This is a genomic window from Polymorphobacter fuscus (genome assembly GCF_011927825.1).
Lineage (GTDB): Bacteria > Pseudomonadota > Alphaproteobacteria > Sphingomonadales > Sphingomonadaceae > Sandarakinorhabdus > Sandarakinorhabdus fusca.
Genome location: NZ_JAATJI010000001.1, coordinates 2,379,130 through 2,395,000 on the forward strand (window position 1 = coordinate 2,379,130; position 15,871 = coordinate 2,395,000).

Genomic DNA, 15,871 nt, shown 5'->3' on the forward strand with positions numbered 1-15,871 from the left:
ATTTGTGGCGGTCAGCCGCGCTTCGCCGGTGTCGGCTGACGGTTGCCGACGGCCGCGAGGCTTTCCAGCCGCGCGAGTTGGGCGCGAAACCGCTGCAGGTCGGCGCCGGCGAGCTGCGTGCCGCCGATGAATTTCAACTGCATCGGGCTGACCGGCTTGCCGCGCAGCCAGACTTCGTAGTGAAGATGCGGACCGGTCGAAATCCCGGTCGACCCGACATAGCCGATGACCTGGCCCTGGGTGACGCGCTGCCCGGGCTTCACGGCAAAGCGGGACATATGCGCATAGCCGGTGGTCAGGTCGGCATTGTGGCGCAATCTGACATAATTGCCATGACCGCCATGCGGCGCCGCAAAGGCCACGGTGCCGCTGGCGGCCGCCATGATCGGGGACCCGGATGGCGCGCCGAAATCGACGCCCTGGTGCATGCGCGAGAATGCCAGCAGCGGGTGGAAGCGCATGCCGAATCCCGATGTCAGCCTGGCGCCGTCGACGGGCGTCCGCATCAGGCCCTTCTTGGCGCTTTCCCCGGTGGACCGGAAGAATTCACCGGCCTTGCTGCCGGCGCCGGGGTCGAAGCGCGCGAGGGCGATGGGTGCCTTGCCGTCGCGCCTCAGCGCCGCATAAAGGAGGTTCCCGAACCGCACTTCACCGGTTTCCGCCTTGTCCTGCGCGACGATGATGTCGAAACGGTCGCGCTTGCCGACGCCGTGCTGGAAATCGACGGCATAGCCGAGCGCGCGAATGGCGTCGGCAACGGCGGCCGCGGGAACGCCGGCGCCGCTCAGGGCGCGTTTCAGGCCGTTGCCGACCTGGCCCTGCACGCGCAACGGCGTGCTGTCGACGGCGATGGGGATGCGGCGGAGCGCCAGCGTGCCATTTGCCCGGGTGATCGCCACCCGCATGTCGAAGGCCGCGCGGAATGCCATCGATTCGAGCGGTCGCGGGACGGAGCGCGTCTCGCGGCGGCCGAGGACCAGGTCGATATCGGTGCCGCGCGGCAGGGTCGCGGGGTTGGTAACCGGCCGCAGCAGCTGCGACACGGCGGCAATATCGTCCTTGCCGACACCGGCGCGGCGCAGGGTCGCTTCGAAACTGTCGCGGCGACCGATACTGGCGCTGAGTTCGAGGCGCGGGCGTTCGGGCACGTCGGCGAGCGGTTCGACCAGCCGGCGGTTCGGCACCGTCGTGATGCCGGTGGCGGCACCGCGCGCCAGCGGCGCGATGGCGGCCGGTGCCATGGCTTCGCGCTGGGCGGGCGTCGCTTCGGTCGGGACATCGCCGAGCAGGGTCGGCACGCGCGCGGCAAGCACCAGCGCCATCGCACAGAGGCTGCCGCACAGACCAAGGCCGATCCACCAGCCGCGGCTGCCGATATTGTCCCCCAGATCGACGGCGAGATCGATGCCGGCGGCGTTGCGAAGCGGTGTGAAGCGGTGCCGCCATTGGCGGTCATCGCGGCTGCCGACCCGTCCCGGCGCCGGCAAGGCAGCGGCGATGCTGGGCTGATATTCCGGCTGAAACACGCTCGTCCCCCCGCAGGTCGCGCTGCCAGTCGTGGCGCCTCGACCAAGACAGTGGAATCTTTGGCGGAATTGCGGGGCGTGTGTCAATCATGCCACGCCTGGGGTGCATAACGATGCGACGAATCGACTGTCTTTCAACGGTCACTTGAAACCGCGCCACGCCCATGCGATTCTTTTGATGCTGTCACGTTGCAAAAGGACGCGATGCGCCGGTCGGGTTTTCATCCGCTGCTGTCAGGCCCGCCGAAAGCGGTCGGGGACCTTTCGCCGCTCGTCCGGCGTTATAGCGAGACATGAAAGCCGGGCCCTTTGCCTCGATAGCGGCGCCTCGCGCCCGCACCCCGGCCGGCCCGGTGACTGCCGTTCTCGGCCCCACCAACACGGGCAAGACCCATCTCGCGGTGGAACGGTTGTGCGGCCATGTCAGCGGCATGATGGGCTTTCCGCTGCGGCTGCTGGCACGCGAAGTCTATGACAAGGTCGTGGTGCTGAAGGGCGCGGCCAATGTCGCGCTGATCACCGGCGAGGAAAAGATCGTGCCGCCGGGGGCGCGCTATTTCCTGTGCACGGTGGAAGCCATGCCGCTTGACCGCGAGGTGTCCTTCGTCGCCATCGACGAAGGCCAGGTCGCCGCCGATCCCGAGCGGGGGCACATCTTCACCCAGCGGCTGCTGCACGCCCGCGGCTATGGCGAAACGATGATCCTGGGGTCGGAAACGCTGCGGCCGCTGCTGCGCAAGCTGATCCCCGAAGCCGAGATCGTCACCCGCCCGCGCTTTTCGACCCTCGCCTATGCCGGCGCCAAGAAACTGTCCCGGTTGCCGCGCCGGTCCGCCATCGTCGCCTTCACCGCTGCTGAAGTCTATGCGCTTGCCGAAATGCTGCGCCGGCAGAAGGGCGGTGCTGCAGTGGTCATGGGCAGCCTCAGCCCGCGCACGCGCAACGCCCAGGTGGCAATGTACCAGTCGGGCGAGGTCGATTACCTGGTCGCCACCGATGCGATCGGCATGGGCCTCAACATGGACATCGCGCATGTCGCCTTTGCCTCGCTCGGCAAGTTCGATGGCCGCCGGCACCGTCGGCTGATGCTGTCCGAAATGGCGCAGATCGCCGGACGCGCCGGGCGCTACCAGAAGGACGGCAGCTTCGGCACCGTCCAGCTCGGCCAGTCCGAGGCGGCGGCGTTCACGCCCGAGGAGATCGAGGGGCTCGAATCGCATCGCTTCGAGCCGCTGACGCAGATCGTCTGGCGCAACCCCAATCTCGATCTCGGCACGCTGCCGCGGCTGATCACCTCGCTCGATGCGCGCCCGCCGCGGCCGGAGCTGGTGCGCGGCGACGATGCCATCGATGTCGCGGTGCTGAAGCGGCTGGCCGGCGAGCCCTGGGTGATGGAGCGCACGCATCACCGCGCCGGCATCGCGCGCGGGGTGCAGCGGCTGTGGGACGCCTGCGGCCTGCCCGACTACCGCAAGACCGGCGCCGAACAACATGCCCGGCTGGTCGGCCGCATCTTCCGCCATCTGTCCGAAGGCGATGGCCGGCTGCCCGCGGCCTGGGTGGCGAGCGAGCTGGCGCATCTCGACCGGCTGTCCGGCGATGTCGAAACGCTCGCCGACCGCATCGCCGGCGCCCGCACCTGGACCTATATCGCGCACCGCCCGGATTGGCTCGCCGACGCACCGCACTGGGCGACGCGAACGCGCGAGGTCGAGGATCGCCTGTCGGATGCCCTGCACACGGCGCTGACCCAGCGGTTCGTCGATCGGCGCACGGCGGTGTTGCTGCGCGACCTGAAGGCGCGCGGGCAGGACCAGCGTGTCGAGATCGACCCGGATGGGGCCGTGGCGGTGGAAGGGGAGGTCATCGGTCGCCTCGACGGCTTTCGTTTCACGGCCGATCCGCTGGCGCGGGCGGGCGAACAGCGGCTGTTGCTGGCGGCGGCCGAACGCGCGCTGGTCAAGGAACTGGCGCATCGTGCGGGGCAGCTGGCCACGGCCGATGATGCAGCCATCACGCTCGACTTTGCCGGCGGGATGCCGCCGCGGCTGTTGTGGAACGGCGCGCGCGTCGCGTCGCTGCGCAAGGGCCGTGATGCGCTGGCACCCCGGATCGAACTCGATCGGTCGCTGACCGCGCTCGCGATCGCCGACCGCCAGGCGGTGACGGCGCGGTTGGACGGCTGGTTTGCGGCGGCACTGGCGCGCGAACTGGGGCCGCTGGTGGCGCTGGCCGCGCTGCGTGACACGGTATCGCCGGTGGCGCGCGGCCTGATCGTGCGGCTCGTCGAACGGCTGGGGTCGCTGCGGCGCAGCGATGCCGACGACCAGGTGATGGCGCTGACCCGGGCCGACCGCACCGCGATCACCCGTGCCGGGGTCCGGCTGGGTGTCGAACATGTGTTTATGGCGGCCCTGCTGCGCCCGGAGGCGACGCGCTGGCGGCTGGCGCTCTGGGCCGTATCCGAAAATATCGCGGCGCTGCCGCCGTTGCCGGCGCCGGGCCGGGTGAGCATCGCGGTCGACGACACGGCGCCGGTCGGCTTTGTCGAAATCGCCGGCTTCTGGCGGATCGGCGGCGAGGCGGTGCGCATCGACATGGTCGATCGGCTGGCGCGGGCCATCCATGGCCGGCGCGAAGGCCGGGCGCCTTTCGCTGCCGACCCAAATTGGGCGGCCTCTGCCGGCCTCACCCGCGACGGGTTGGCGCGGCTGATGCGCGCACTCGGCTATCGGCTGCAGCTCGTCGACGGCGCCGCGCAATTTGCCTGGCGCGGGCAGCGCCGGCCCATCGTTCCACCCGACTCCGAGGCCGATGCAAGAACGGTTTCGGATTCGCCTTTTGCCATTCTTGCAGGAATGAAGGGCAGGTAGCATTTGGTCTACGGCACAGGGCTCCGGCTCGACAAATGGCTGTGGTTCGCAAGGCTTGCGAAGTCACGATCTGCCGCACAGACCCTTTGCGAGAGCCGACGATTGCGGATCGATGGCCGCGTGATCGATCGCGCTTCCGCCCTTGTCCGGGCCGGATCGGTCGTCAGTTTCCCGCGCAACGACGAGGTGATCGTCATCAAGGTCGAAGGCCTGGCCGAGCGTCGCGGCCCCTATGAGGAAGCCCGCCAGCTCTACACCGACCTGACGCGCAACCTGGGCTCGCGCAACGCTGCACCATTGACGGACGCCGCGGCGTCGTTCTAGCAGGCGTTCTTCGATCCGGCGGGGCGTCCCCGCGGCAATGTGTAATGGATACGGGCGGTGCCCGTGGGGGAGAAACAATGGCGTACGTGGTCACCGAAGCCTGCATCAAGTGCAAGTATATGGACTGCGTGGAGGTTTGCCCTGTCGACTGCTTCTACGAAGGTGAGAACATGGTCGTCATCAACCCCAGCGAGTGCATCGACTGCGGCGTTTGCGAACCCGAATGCCCTGCCGAAGCGATCCTGCCCGACACCGAAGGCGGGCTCGACAAGTGGATGGAGCTGAACGCGACCCTGTCGGCAACCTGGCCCAACATCACCATGAAGGGCGCGACGCCGGAGGATGCGGACAGCCACAAGGGCGAAGAAGGCAAGTTCGACAAATATTTTTCGGACAAGCCCGGCGACGCCTGAGCCTTTGGCCATCACGGCCGACATGAACTTTCCGGCATAAACCGCGCCAATCGCTGCGACAGTAGAATTCCGCCGAATTTTCTGTTATGACACCGTTGTGACGACGAAAATCGCCACATTCGCCGGTTCCACCGTCATATGCCCCCTGCCGGGCGGGCGGTGAACCATGGTCATGCACAGGCAGGCACCCATGGGCTGTAGGTTATGGTCCGCCATCGCGACATGCGGCGGCGGCAGCAAACCGTTCGAGACCGCCGTGGCGTGCCCAGAAAAGGAATGAAACTCCATGCCCATCGCCAAGCCGCTCGGCTTTGAAGTCGGGGACTATGTCGTTTATCCCAAGCATGGTGTTGGTCGCGTCGTCGAATTGCAGCGTTCCGAAATTGCCGGATCGATCCTCGAACTCTTTGTCCTGCGCTTCGAAAAGGAGCGGATGACCCTGCGCGTTCCGACCAACAAGGCGGAAGCGGTCGGCATGCGCAAGCTGTCGAGCCAGGCCACGCTGACGGAGGCGTTGACGACGTTGAAGGGCAAGCCGCGCATCAAGCGGACCATGTGGTCGCGCCGCGCGCAGGAATATGAAGCCAAGATCAATTCTGGCGATCTGGTTTCGATCGCCGAGGTCGTCCGCGATCTCCACCGCGCCGAGGACCAGCCCGAGCAGAGCTATTCCGAGCGCCAGATCTATGAAGCGGCGATCGGCCGGCTGGCGCGCGAACTGGCGGCGATGGAAAACATCGACGAACCGGCGGCGCAGTTGAAGATCGAACAGGTGCTCAAGGCCGCCTGACCGACGCCGGGAGGCGGGCGCAGCGACGATGCGGCAGCGTGTGGCACTGGTGTTCAAATACACCGTGTACACCCTGCTCATCGTCAACGTCTGGCTGTTGTTTCGTGCGGCAGGGGCGGATCTTGTCCCCTACAAGGCGCTCGACCAGATCGGCTGGCTGCTCATCCTCGGCGTTTTCGAATGGGAAACGCGCAGCCCGCCCAGCGATGGCCGACGCCGGCTGTTCGGCTGGCCGTTGGCGCTGGAAGTGACCGGCTATGCCTTTGCGCTTTATGCGCTGGTCAATTACGTCCTCGATGTCATCTGGATCGATATCGGCAATTCGATCGTCTGGCTGGCGATTTCGGCGATGATCTGGCTCGATGTTCTCGTGCCGGTCCACATCGACACGGCGGTGCACCGCCGCCGCACCGCCATCAAGCGCCTGCTCTATTCGGGCACGGTCCTGTTCGCGGTGCTGTGGGGCATCGAGGGCGCGCTGCTCGACTTCTACGACGCGGCGCTCTGGATCCTGTGCTTTTTTGCCATCGAAATGAACCTGCTGCGTCTGGAAATGCCGGCGCGGCGCGCGGCACGGTCCTGAACAGGTCTTGCACTGGCGCAGGCCTTTGTGTATTATTTGAACAATACACAAAGGAGTTGACATGCTGCTGCGCCGTCTGCCGATCGCCCTGCTCGCTGCCTCGACGTTTGCGAGCGCCGCTTGTGCTGCGCCCGCGGAACGTCGCTTCCCGGTGACCGGCTTCGACCGGGTGGCCGCGTCGGGGTCGGAGGATGTCACCATTCTCACCGGCAAGGCCGCCTCGGTCGTGGCGACAGGGCCTCAGGCGAAGCTCGACAGGCTGGAAGTCGATGTCGAGGATTCGACCCTCAGGATCCGCCAGAAGTCGGGGATGGGCTGGAGCTGGAGCGACCGTGAAGACGTCCGCATCGTCATCACCATGCCCGCATTGCACGCCGTCCGCGGCAGTGGATCGGGCGACATCACCGCCGACAGCGGCAGCGGCCCGGCGTTCGAAGCCGCCCTGGCCGGATCGGGCGACATGCGAATTTCCCGGATCAACAGCCCGTCGGTGACGCTGCGCACCGCCGGATCGGGCGACATCACCGCATCGGGCCAGTGCACCAATGCCAAGGTGTCGATCTCGGGCAGCGGCGACATGCAGCTCGCCGACCTGGCGTGCACCAATGTCGATATCGGTATTTCGGGATCGGGCGATGTCGCGGCGCGCGCCACCGGGACTGCCAATGTCCGCATCTCGGGGTCGGGCGATGTCACCGTGACCGGCGGCGCCCGCTGCACCAGCCGCACATCGGGCAGCGGCACCGTCAACTGCGGCTGACCGCTACCAGCGGCGCACCACGGCATCATAGTCCGGGCGCGGCCGTTCCTCGAGCGGCCGTGCCGGCGTTCCGATGAAGACATAGCCGGCGATCCGCTCGCCGGGTTCGGCGACCAGCGCGGCGACGCCCGGCGCATAGGCGGCCCAGCCGGTCAGCCAATTGGCAACAAAGCCCTGGGCATGGGCCGCGGCGCACAACAAGCCGCAGGCGGCGCCGACCGACAGCAGCTGTTCCCATTCCGGAATATGGCTTTCCAGGTTCGGGCGGGCCAGGACGATGACCAGGTTGGGCGCCTGCAAGGCAAAGCCGCGGATGGCGTCGATCTCCAGCCGGCCGGCATCGGGCTTTTCGGCGACATAGGCCGCGACCATTTCGGCGGAAAGCGCCTCGCGCCGGCCGTCGCCGACAATGACGAACCGCCAGGGCGCCAGCTTGCCATGGTCGGGCACGCGCATCGCCGATGTCAGGATGGTCCGCAATGCCGCCGCGTCGGGGCCGGGGGCGACCATGTCGCGGGCCTTGCCCGACCGACGGGTGGCGAGCAGCGACGCGGGCGATGTCAGGTCGTTGAAACTGTCCATGGCGCCAAGATAGGGCCGCAAGCGCGCTTTCGCCACTGCCCCTTTGCCTATCGCTGCGACGCTCGCTAAGGGTGGCGACGGTTGCGCGGGCGCGTTCTTGCCCGCGTGGATGTGGGGAGTTTCGGATTTGGTCGATATTGCCGCGGAACCGCGCGATTTGCCGATCATCGACACCCGTCCGCAGTGGTTCGGCCACCCGGCGCAGCTCGCCCGCCTGTTCACCACCGAATTGTGGGAACGCTTCGGCTTCTACGGCATGCGGGCGCTGCTGGTCCTGTACCTGACCCAGCACTTCATCTTCAACGACCGCGTCGGCAGCGGTATGTACGGCGCCTATATGAGCCTCGTCTATCTGACGCCGTTCATCGGCGGCCTGCTGGCCGATCGCTATCTCGGCTCCAAGCGCGCGGTGAAGTTCGGCGCGCTGGTGATGTCGGCGGGCTATCTGATGCTCTGCTTCGGCGGCGACACCGCACAGCCGTTCGCGACCTTCGACGGCGTTCGCCACCCGGTGACGATCGCGGCCACCGCCGATGGCAGCGATGGCCAGTTCGTCACCGACGCCGGCCAACGCTTGCAGATCAAGGGGCGCGACGATGGCGCCGTCGATCTTCTCGCCGCCGACGGGACGCCCGCGCGGACAATTCCCAAGGCGGAGTTCAGCAGCGACGCCGTGCGGTCGCCCTTTTATGTGGCGTTGATGCTGGTGGCGCTGTCGCTGATCGTCATCGGCAACGGCTTTTTCAAGCCCAATATCTCGACGATGGTCGGATCGCTCTATGCCAAGGGCGATCAACGCCGCGACGCCGGCTTCACCATCTTCTACATGGGCATCAACCTGGGCTCGCTCGGGTCGCAGATTCTCTGCCCGTTTCTTGCGGTCGCCTTTGGCTGGTGGGCGGGCTTTGGCCTTGCCGCGCTCGGCATGCTGGTCGCCTGGGCGCTGATTCAGTTCGATGGCGGGCGACTTGCCGGCTATGGCGAAGTGCCGGCCGCTGCCGGCCCGGACCGGTCGCGGCTCATCTATCTCCTGTCGATCGCGGCGGTGGTGGTGCCGTGGCTGCTGTTTTCCAACACGCTCGATGCGCCGGCGCCGGTCGAAGGCCAGGGCATTGCCGGCTATCTGCTGGCGCTGCCGGTGCTCGGCAAGGCGCTGTTCCTCACCTTCATCGTCGGCCTGCCGGCGATCCTGGTCTGGTCGTATCGCGCCGGCAGCAAGGCCGAGTTCCAGATGATGCTGGCAGCGATGGTGCTGATCGTCTTCAACGTCACCTTCTGGACGCTGTTCGAACAGGCGGGATCGTCGCTGACCTTGTTTGCCGATCGCAATACCAACCTGTCGGTCTTCGGGCTGTTTTCGATCAGCGCCGGGCAGACGCAGTTCTTCAACGCGCTCTTCATCGTGCTGCTGGCGCCGTTGTTCAGCGCCATGTGGACGCGGCTGGCGGCGCGGGGACTGGAGCCCGGCATTCCGGTCAAGTTCGGGATCGCGCTGATCGGCGTCGGCTTGGGATTTCTGTTCCTCGTCCTTGGCACGACCTTTGCCGGGCCGGACTACAAGGTCGGGCTGTGGTGGCTCGCCGGCCTCTACCTCATCCACTCGATGGCGGAATTGTGCATTTCGCCGGTGGGGCTCAGCATGATCACCAAATTGTCGATCGCGCGGATCGTCGGCATGATGATGGGGGTGTGGTTCCTGTCGATCTCGGTCGCCCAATATGTCGGCGGCATCGTTGCCCAGGTGGCGAGCGTCGAAACCGTCGGCGGCGAAGTCACCAACCTGTCGGTCAGTCTTGCCACCTATGCCGGTGTCTTCCAGACCATCGGCATCGCCTCGGCGATCATCGGCGGCGTGCTGCTGCTGCTGTCGCCCTTCCTGAAGCGCTGGATGCACGGAGTTCGTTGATGCAGTTGATGCGCCTGGCCTGTCTGTTGCTGGTCGCCGGATGTGCGGCGCAGACGCGGCCGCCGCAATCCGCCGGCGGCAAGCCGGCGGAGGTCGTCACCATTCCAGGGGATCCCTATCCCTCGACCTACCGCCCCTATCCGGGCGTTGCCACCGTTATCCAGAACGCCATCGTTTACGATGGTACGGGCCGCAAATTCGCGCCGGGCGCAGTGCGGCTGGAAAACGGGCTGGTGGCGGAAGTGGGTGCCAGCGTCACGGTGCCGGCCGGCGCCACGGTGATCGATGCCCGCGGCAAATATGTGACGCCCGGCATCATCGATATCCACAGCCATCTCGGTGACTATCCCAGCCCACAGGTCGAGGCATTGTCGGATGGCAACGAAGCCACCAGCCCGTCGCGCCCGGAAGTCTGGGCCGAACATTCGGTGTGGCCGCAGGATGCCGGCTTTTCGCGCGCGCTGGCGGGCGGCATTACCGCACTGCACATTCTGCCTGGCTCCGCCAATCTGTTCGGCGGACGCGGCACGACCTTGAAGCCGGTCTATGGTCGCAGCGTCCAGGACATGAAATTCCCCGGCGCGCCCTACAGCCTGAAGATGGCGTGCGGCGAAAACCCCAAGCGCGTCTATGGCAGCAAGAACCAGATGCCGCAGACCCGCATGGGCAATATCGCCTATGCCCGGCAGGTCTGGTCGGATGCCAGCAACTATCGCCGCAAATGGGATGATTACGCCCGTCGCGCCAAGGCTGGTACCGCTAGACCCAGCGACGCGCCGCGGCGGGAACTGGCCAATGACACGCTGATGGGTGTCCTCAACGGCGATATCCTGGTCCAGAACCACTGTTATCGCGCCGATGAAATGACCAACATGATCGGCATGAGCCGCGAGTTCGGCTACAAGATCACCGCGTTCCACCACGCCGTCGAAAGCTACAAGGTCGCCGACCTGTTGAAGGCCGAAGGCATCTGCAGCGCGATGTGGGCCGATTGGTACGGCTTCAAGATGGAAAGCTATGACGGCATTCGCGAGAATATCCCGCTCGTCGATCGCGCCGGTGCCTGCGCCATTGTCCATTCGGACGATGCCAACGGCATCCAGCGGCTGAACCAGGAAGCTGCCAAGGCAATGGCCGCGGGCAACCGCATGGGGCTCGGCATCACCCCGGAACACGCCTGGACCTGGCTGTCGCGCAACCCGGCGCGCGGGCTTGCCATCGACAAGCGGACCGGCAGCCTGGAAACCGGCAAGGCCGCCGATGTCGTGCTGTGGAATGCGGAACCCTTTTCGGTCTATGCGCGGCCTGAAAAGGTCTGGATCGACGGGGCAGTGATGTATGACTGGGCCGACGCGCGGCGACGCCCCACCGCCGATTTCGAACTTGGCCAGCAGGGCGCGGGAGACCCGAAGTGAAGCGGTTGCTGCTCCTGTCCCTGGCGTTCGGTTCCGCGCTGCACGCCCAGACCATCGCCATCACCGGCGGCACCGTCGCGACGGCAGTGGGTGACCAGGTCATCGAAAACGGCACGGTCATCGTCCGCGACGGCCGCATCGCCGCGGTCGGCGCCGGATTGCCGGTGCCGGCGGGCGCCACGGTCATCGATGCGCGCGGCAAGACCGTGACGCCCGGGCTGATCGCGGGCATGTCGACGCTGGGCATCGTCGAGGTCGAAGGCGTCCGCCAGACCGACGACGCCGGGGCGCGCGGCTCGCCTTATTCTGCCGCGATCGATGTGACGCCGGCGATCAATCCGGTGTCGCCGCCGCTTGCCATCGACCGGCTGGGCGGTGTTACCCGCGCGGTCATCGGCCCGTCGCTGGCCGGGAATGTCTTTGCCGGGCAGGGGGCGACGATCAGCCTTGCCGATGTCGGTCCCGGCGGCAACATCCTGATGCGCGGCCGGGTCTTCCAGTTCGCCGATCTCGCCGAGGATGGCGCCCGCGCCGCCGGGGGCTCGCGTCCGGCCGCCTGGCTCGACCTGCGCAACGGCCTTGCCGAAGCGCAGCGCTTTGCCCGCAATCCGGCGGCGTTCGATTCGGGGCGCGACAGGGGTTCGCTGGTCAAACGCCTCGACGCCGAAGCGCTGGTGCCGGTGGTGGACGGGCGCATGCCGCTGGTGGTGCACGCCGAGCGCGCCAGCGATATCGTTGCGGTGCTCGGCTTGCGCCGGGAATTTCCCCGGCTTCGTCTCATCCTGATCGGCGCACGCGAAGGGTGGCAGGTCGCCAGCCAGATCGCCGCCGCCGATGTGCCGGTCATCACCCTGTCGCTGTTCAACCTGCCTGACAGTTTCGAAACCATCGCTTCGACGCGCTCCAATGTCGGCCGGCTCACGGCGGCGGGTGTCACGGTCGGTTTCGGGCTTTTCGGGGGCGATTCGGGCACCCAGGGGCGCAACCTGCCCTATTTCGCGGGCAACGCCGTGGCACAAGCTGCGGTCCCGGGCGGTGTCGGGCTGACCCGCGCCCAGGCGCTCGCCACCATCACCCGCAACCCGGCGAAGATCTTCGGCATGACCGATCTCGGCACGCTGGAAGTTGGCAAGCGTGGTGACGTCGTCGTGTGGGATGGTGACCCGCTGGAACTCAGCTCGGCGCCGACCGCGGTGCTCATTGATGGTGTGGTCCAGCCGACGACGTCGCGCCAGACCCAGCTGCGTGACCGCTATCGTGACCTGACGCGGCGTGATCTGCCGCTGCAATATCCGCATTAGAAAGGGGCAAGGGGCATGTCCGATCTCGGCTGGCTGATCGTCGCGATCTCGGCCTTTGTTGCCGGACATGAACTCCTGTCCCACCCGCTGCGGGCGCCGCTTGTGGCACGGCTCGGCGAGCGTGGCTTCCTCATCGTCTATACGCTGGTCGCCTTTGCCACGCTCGGGATCGCCGGGCAGTTGTGGAAGGCCATTCCGCCCGACCGGCTGTGGCAGGCGCCGACCTGGGTGCATGGTATCGCGGTTGTCGCGATGGCCTTTGCCGCGATCCTGTTCGTGGGCTCGGTCACGGCGCCCAATCCGGCGTTGATGGGCATGCCCGCCGGTGGCCGCCCGCGCGGCGTGCAACGCATCACCCGCCACCCGATGATGTGGAGCTTTGCCATCTGGGGCGTGGTCCATATCATTTTGAGCGCCGACAGCCGCACGATCGTCCTGGCATCGGGAATCGTTACCTTGGCCCTGTTCGGGGCAGCCATGCAGGACGGCAAGAAAAAGGCGCAGAACCCGGCCTATGGCGAGCATATGGCGGCCACCGGTTTCATCCCGTTCGGAGCCCAGTTCCGGGGCCGGGCGAAATGGGCGGATGGCGTGCCCGGGCTGGTTGCAACGCTGGGCGGGCTGGCGCTGTGGGGCGTGATGATCTGGGCGCACCCGCTGGTCGTCGGCGTGCCGGCGCTGCCGGTGTTGGGTTAGGGGAGACGGACGATGGACCTGGGCGGCAAGACGATCTGGATCACCGGCGCGTCGTCCGGCATCGGCGCCGGCCTCGCCACCGGCTTCGCCCGCGCCGGCGCGCGGCTGGTGTTGTCGGGCCGGCGTGAAGCTGCGCTGGCGGAAGTCGCCGGCCGCTGCCAGGGCGACAGCATCCTGTTGCCGTTCGAAGCGACCGATCTCGACGCGCTGCCGAGCATCGTCGATCGCGCCCAGGCGATGACCGGGGGGATCGACATTCTCGTCAACAACGCCGGCATCTCGCAGCGCAGCCTGGCGCTCGACACCGACTTCGACGTGTACCGGCGAGTCATGGAGGTGGATTTCTTCGCGCCGTTGCGCCTGACCCAGCTGGTGCTGCCGGCGATGGTGAAGCGGCGGTCGGGCGCCCTGGTCAACATTGCTTCGGTTGCCGGCAAGGTCGGCTCGCCATTGCGGACGGGCTATTGCGCCGCCAAGCACGCGCTGGTCGGCTGGTCCGACGCGTTGCGTGCCGAAATCGATCAATATAGTGTTTCGGTCTTCGTCGTCACGCCGGGTTTCGTGGCCACCGGCATCGCCGACAATGCGTTGACGGGTGACGGGTCGGTGAAGGGTCATGATGCTAGCGACCCGGTCAACGAGGGGATCAGTGCGGATGACGCCGCGACCATCATCATCGATGCAATGATCGCCGACCGGCCGGAGATTCCGGTCGGGCGCGACGGGGCGCCCGAAATGCAGTTGCTCGACTTCAAGCGGCAGAATCCGGAGCAGCTGTTCGCGATGATGGCGGGCATGGCGCCCAAGGTGCCGCGCGCCTGACGCGGCGTCGCCGGAACCGTTTTTCGCTTGGACGCTGCCACAAACACCGCTAGAGCAATATTCAGGTGAGGTGGATCAGGTCCCTTACCCTTCGACAGTGCAGATCCCGCAGAGATTGTCCCGCTTCTGGCCATGCTGGCCTTGCAACCGGAGAAGCTTCGGGACTGAGGGTCGAACCTTGCCAGCATCACGGCTAACGCCGTCCGTTCATACGGGGACGCGAAGTTGATCAGAAACAACCAGAATCGGCGTCGCCGCGGCGGCAACAACAATAACGGCCCGCGTCCGCAGCAGATGAATGGCGGTAACAATTACGGCAACCGTCTGGACAATCGTCAGCGCGGCAATGCCAGCCAGCTGCTGGAAAAATATCGGGCGCTGGCGCGCGATGCACAACAGGCCGGTGACCGGGTCACTGCCGAATATTATCTGCAATATGCCGATCACTATTACCGTGTCCTCGGCGATTATCGTGACAAGACGCCGAATGATGGTCGGCAACGCGGCCGCGAATTCTATGAGGACGATGCAACTGGTTTTGCCGGTGGCGACGACTCGGATGGCGGCGACGACGAGGACCAGGACGGCGACCGCAACGATGCGCGCGGCCAGGACCGAAGCGACACGCGCGGTGACGAAGGCCGAAGCCAGTGGCGCGATGATCGCGGCGGACAGAATGCACCGCGGGCGCGAGAGAGCAATCGTGACGGCAATCGTGACGGCAACCGGGACGCGCCGCGGGAGCCTCGCAATGATCCAAATCGCACCGAGAGCCGCGATCGCCAATCATGGGCCGGGAGCAATCCGTCGCGCACGCGCGACGAGAACCGTCCCGAGCGTACGCGCGATGAAAACCGTTCCGAGCGCACGCGCGACGAAAACCGTCCCGAGCGCACGCGCGATAACGATCATTCCGAACGCAGCCGCGATGAATCGCGGAGCGAGCGCAACGCCAATCGCGAGCGGCGTCCCGAATCGCGGCCGGCACCCACTGATATGGCCATAAGCGACGAAGGACCGATTCCGGGCTTGCCTGGCCCGGCCACCTTGCGGGCCCGGCGCCCGGCGGCGGAGACGGATTCGCCACGTGCGGAGCGTGCACCGCGTGGAACGCGGCGCCAGTCCCCGGCCGAAGCGGAAACGTTCGAAGCACCGATTATCGAGTCTGCGGTGGTCGAGGCCACGGCGATCGAGCCAACCCCGACTGCGATTCCGCAGACGGTGTCCGGTGACGCGGCTGCATCGGATACGCCAGTGGCACCGCGCCGCCGCGGCCGGCCGCGCAAGATCGTCGAATCGGAACCTGTCGAAGGCTGATCGGCGTCAGCACACAAAAAGGGGCGGGATCACCGGATCCCGCCCCTTTTTTTGCGCCTTCGGCCGATCAATCGTCGGAAATGCTGACCTGCTCATCGTGTCCCGAGCGATTCGAGACAAAGGCCAGCCCCATCAACACGCCGGCGAGAAGCAGGGTGATGACGATCCCGCCGCCCATCGCGATGACGAAATGCAGATGAAACGGCACGCCGGCGATTCGCATTTGCCAGATGGCAAACCCCGCAGTGCCGATGGCAACGATCGTCATCAACAGCATCAGCCGGCGAAAACGTCGCCAATGGTCCGCAGGTGCGCGCCCGACGGAGGGGACTGGCGTGCGAACGGGCTCGGGAATCGGCGCCGGGTTCATGCTTTGCCTTCCTTGGCGAATCGCGCAACACTCACGTCCCTGAGCGACAAATGCCGCCTGCCCGGGGAGACTCATCATGATCGGTACGATCCTGAACGGCAAAAAGCCATTGGTGTCGGTAACGCGCGACACTGTGATCGGCGCCATCGCGGCGCTGTTGTATCAACACCGAATCGGCGCTGTCCTTGTTGTC

General features: G+C 66.4%; 16 protein-coding genes (1 of these 16 cut by a window edge). 13 read left to right on the forward strand and 3 right to left on the reverse strand.

The genetic code is table 11. From position 1 onward, the window contains the following. Nucleotides 1–11: 11 nt before the first annotated feature. A complete protein-coding gene (locus GGQ62_RS16705) occupies nucleotides 12–1,526 on the reverse strand; it encodes a M23 family metallopeptidase (RefSeq protein WP_152577213.1) in 1,515 nt (504 codons plus the stop codon). Between the two features lie 293 nt (nucleotides 1,527–1,819). Here GGQ62_RS16705 and GGQ62_RS11370 point away from each other — a divergent pair, with 293 nt between their 5' ends. The 6 genes from GGQ62_RS11370 to GGQ62_RS11395 all read left to right on the forward strand — a co-directional run bounded on the left by GGQ62_RS11370 (nucleotide 1,820) and on the right by GGQ62_RS11395 (nucleotide 7,269). Beyond that, nucleotides 1,820–4,399, forward strand: a complete 2,580-nt coding sequence (locus GGQ62_RS11370) for a helicase-related protein (protein WP_152577212.1) — start codon at nucleotides 1,820–1,822, stop codon at nucleotides 4,397–4,399. A 3-nt stretch (nucleotides 4,400–4,402) separates the two neighbouring features. Continuing rightward, nucleotides 4,403–4,723 (forward strand): RNA-binding S4 domain-containing protein, encoded by a 321-nt coding sequence (locus GGQ62_RS11375; protein WP_152577211.1) that lies wholly within the window; start codon nucleotides 4,403–4,405, stop codon nucleotides 4,721–4,723. A gap of 77 nt (nucleotides 4,724–4,800) precedes the next feature. Next, nucleotides 4,801–5,136, forward strand: coding sequence for a ferredoxin FdxA (gene fdxA / locus GGQ62_RS11380; RefSeq protein ID WP_152577210.1), 336 nt, complete (start codon nucleotides 4,801–4,803; stop codon nucleotides 5,134–5,136). A gap of 286 nt (nucleotides 5,137–5,422) precedes the next feature. Further along, entirely contained in the window at nucleotides 5,423–5,926 is a 504-nt protein-coding gene (locus GGQ62_RS11385; protein WP_152577209.1) for a CarD family transcriptional regulator, read from the forward strand. Between the two features lie 28 nt (nucleotides 5,927–5,954). Beyond that, nucleotides 5,955–6,509 (forward strand): hypothetical protein, encoded by a 555-nt coding sequence (locus GGQ62_RS11390; protein WP_152577208.1) that lies wholly within the window; start codon nucleotides 5,955–5,957, stop codon nucleotides 6,507–6,509. A 61-nt stretch (nucleotides 6,510–6,570) separates the two neighbouring features. Continuing rightward, nucleotides 6,571–7,269 (forward strand): head GIN domain-containing protein, encoded by a 699-nt coding sequence (locus GGQ62_RS11395; RefSeq protein ID WP_152577207.1) that lies wholly within the window; start codon nucleotides 6,571–6,573, stop codon nucleotides 7,267–7,269. Between the two features lie 3 nt (nucleotides 7,270–7,272). On the opposite strand, the gene GGQ62_RS11400 is transcribed toward GGQ62_RS11395, so the two are convergent. Further along, nucleotides 7,273–7,851: a nitroreductase family protein gene (locus GGQ62_RS11400; protein WP_152577708.1), complete on the reverse strand. Its 579-nt coding sequence runs from the start codon at nucleotides 7,849–7,851 to the stop codon at nucleotides 7,273–7,275. Between the two features lie 127 nt (nucleotides 7,852–7,978). Between GGQ62_RS11400 and GGQ62_RS11405 the strand changes: the two genes are divergently transcribed. The 6 genes from GGQ62_RS11405 (at nucleotide 7,979) to GGQ62_RS11430 (ending at nucleotide 15,308) form a co-directional block, all read left to right on the forward strand. Further along, the gene (locus GGQ62_RS11405; protein WP_243446074.1) at nucleotides 7,979–9,757 is read left to right on the forward strand and encodes a peptide MFS transporter; all 1,779 of its coding nucleotides are present in this window, start codon (nucleotides 7,979–7,981) and stop codon (nucleotides 9,755–9,757) included. Beyond that, nucleotides 9,757–11,172 (forward strand): amidohydrolase, encoded by a 1,416-nt coding sequence (locus GGQ62_RS11410; RefSeq protein ID WP_152577206.1) that lies wholly within the window; start codon nucleotides 9,757–9,759, stop codon nucleotides 11,170–11,172. The genes GGQ62_RS11405 and GGQ62_RS11410 overlap by 1 nt, the downstream gene beginning before the upstream one ends. Continuing rightward, nucleotides 11,169–12,473 carry an amidohydrolase family protein gene (locus GGQ62_RS11415; protein ID WP_152577205.1) on the forward strand — a complete coding sequence of 435 codons (1,305 nt, stop codon included), beginning with the start codon at nucleotides 11,169–11,171 and terminating at the stop codon, nucleotides 12,471–12,473. Before GGQ62_RS11410 ends, GGQ62_RS11415 begins: the two co-directional genes overlap by 4 nt. A 15-nt stretch (nucleotides 12,474–12,488) precedes the next feature. After that, nucleotides 12,489–13,169: an NnrU family protein gene (locus GGQ62_RS11420; RefSeq protein WP_152577204.1), complete on the forward strand. Its 681-nt coding sequence runs from the start codon at nucleotides 12,489–12,491 to the stop codon at nucleotides 13,167–13,169. Nucleotides 13,170–13,181: 12 nt separating this feature from the next. After that, nucleotides 13,182–13,991 (forward strand): SDR family NAD(P)-dependent oxidoreductase, encoded by an 810-nt coding sequence (locus GGQ62_RS11425; protein ID WP_152577203.1) that lies wholly within the window; start codon nucleotides 13,182–13,184, stop codon nucleotides 13,989–13,991. Between the two features lie 225 nt (nucleotides 13,992–14,216). Beyond that, nucleotides 14,217–15,308, forward strand: coding sequence for a DUF4167 domain-containing protein (locus GGQ62_RS11430; RefSeq protein WP_152577202.1), 1,092 nt, complete (start codon nucleotides 14,217–14,219; stop codon nucleotides 15,306–15,308). Between the two features lie 67 nt (nucleotides 15,309–15,375). Here the strand turns inward: GGQ62_RS11430 and GGQ62_RS11435 are convergent, their stop codons facing one another. Next, the gene (locus GGQ62_RS11435) at nucleotides 15,376–15,678 is read right to left on the reverse strand and encodes a hypothetical protein (protein WP_152577201.1); all 303 of its coding nucleotides are present in this window, start codon (nucleotides 15,676–15,678) and stop codon (nucleotides 15,376–15,378) included. Nucleotides 15,679–15,754: 76 nt separating this feature from the next. On the opposite strand from GGQ62_RS11435, the gene GGQ62_RS11440 reads away from it, so the two are divergent. Further along, nucleotides 15,755–15,871 carry the start of a CBS domain-containing protein gene (locus tag GGQ62_RS11440; protein WP_152577200.1) on the forward strand. 303 nt of this gene lie beyond the right edge of the window, so only the first 117 of its 420 coding nucleotides appear in the window; the start codon lies at nucleotides 15,755–15,757; its stop codon lies off the right edge, out of view.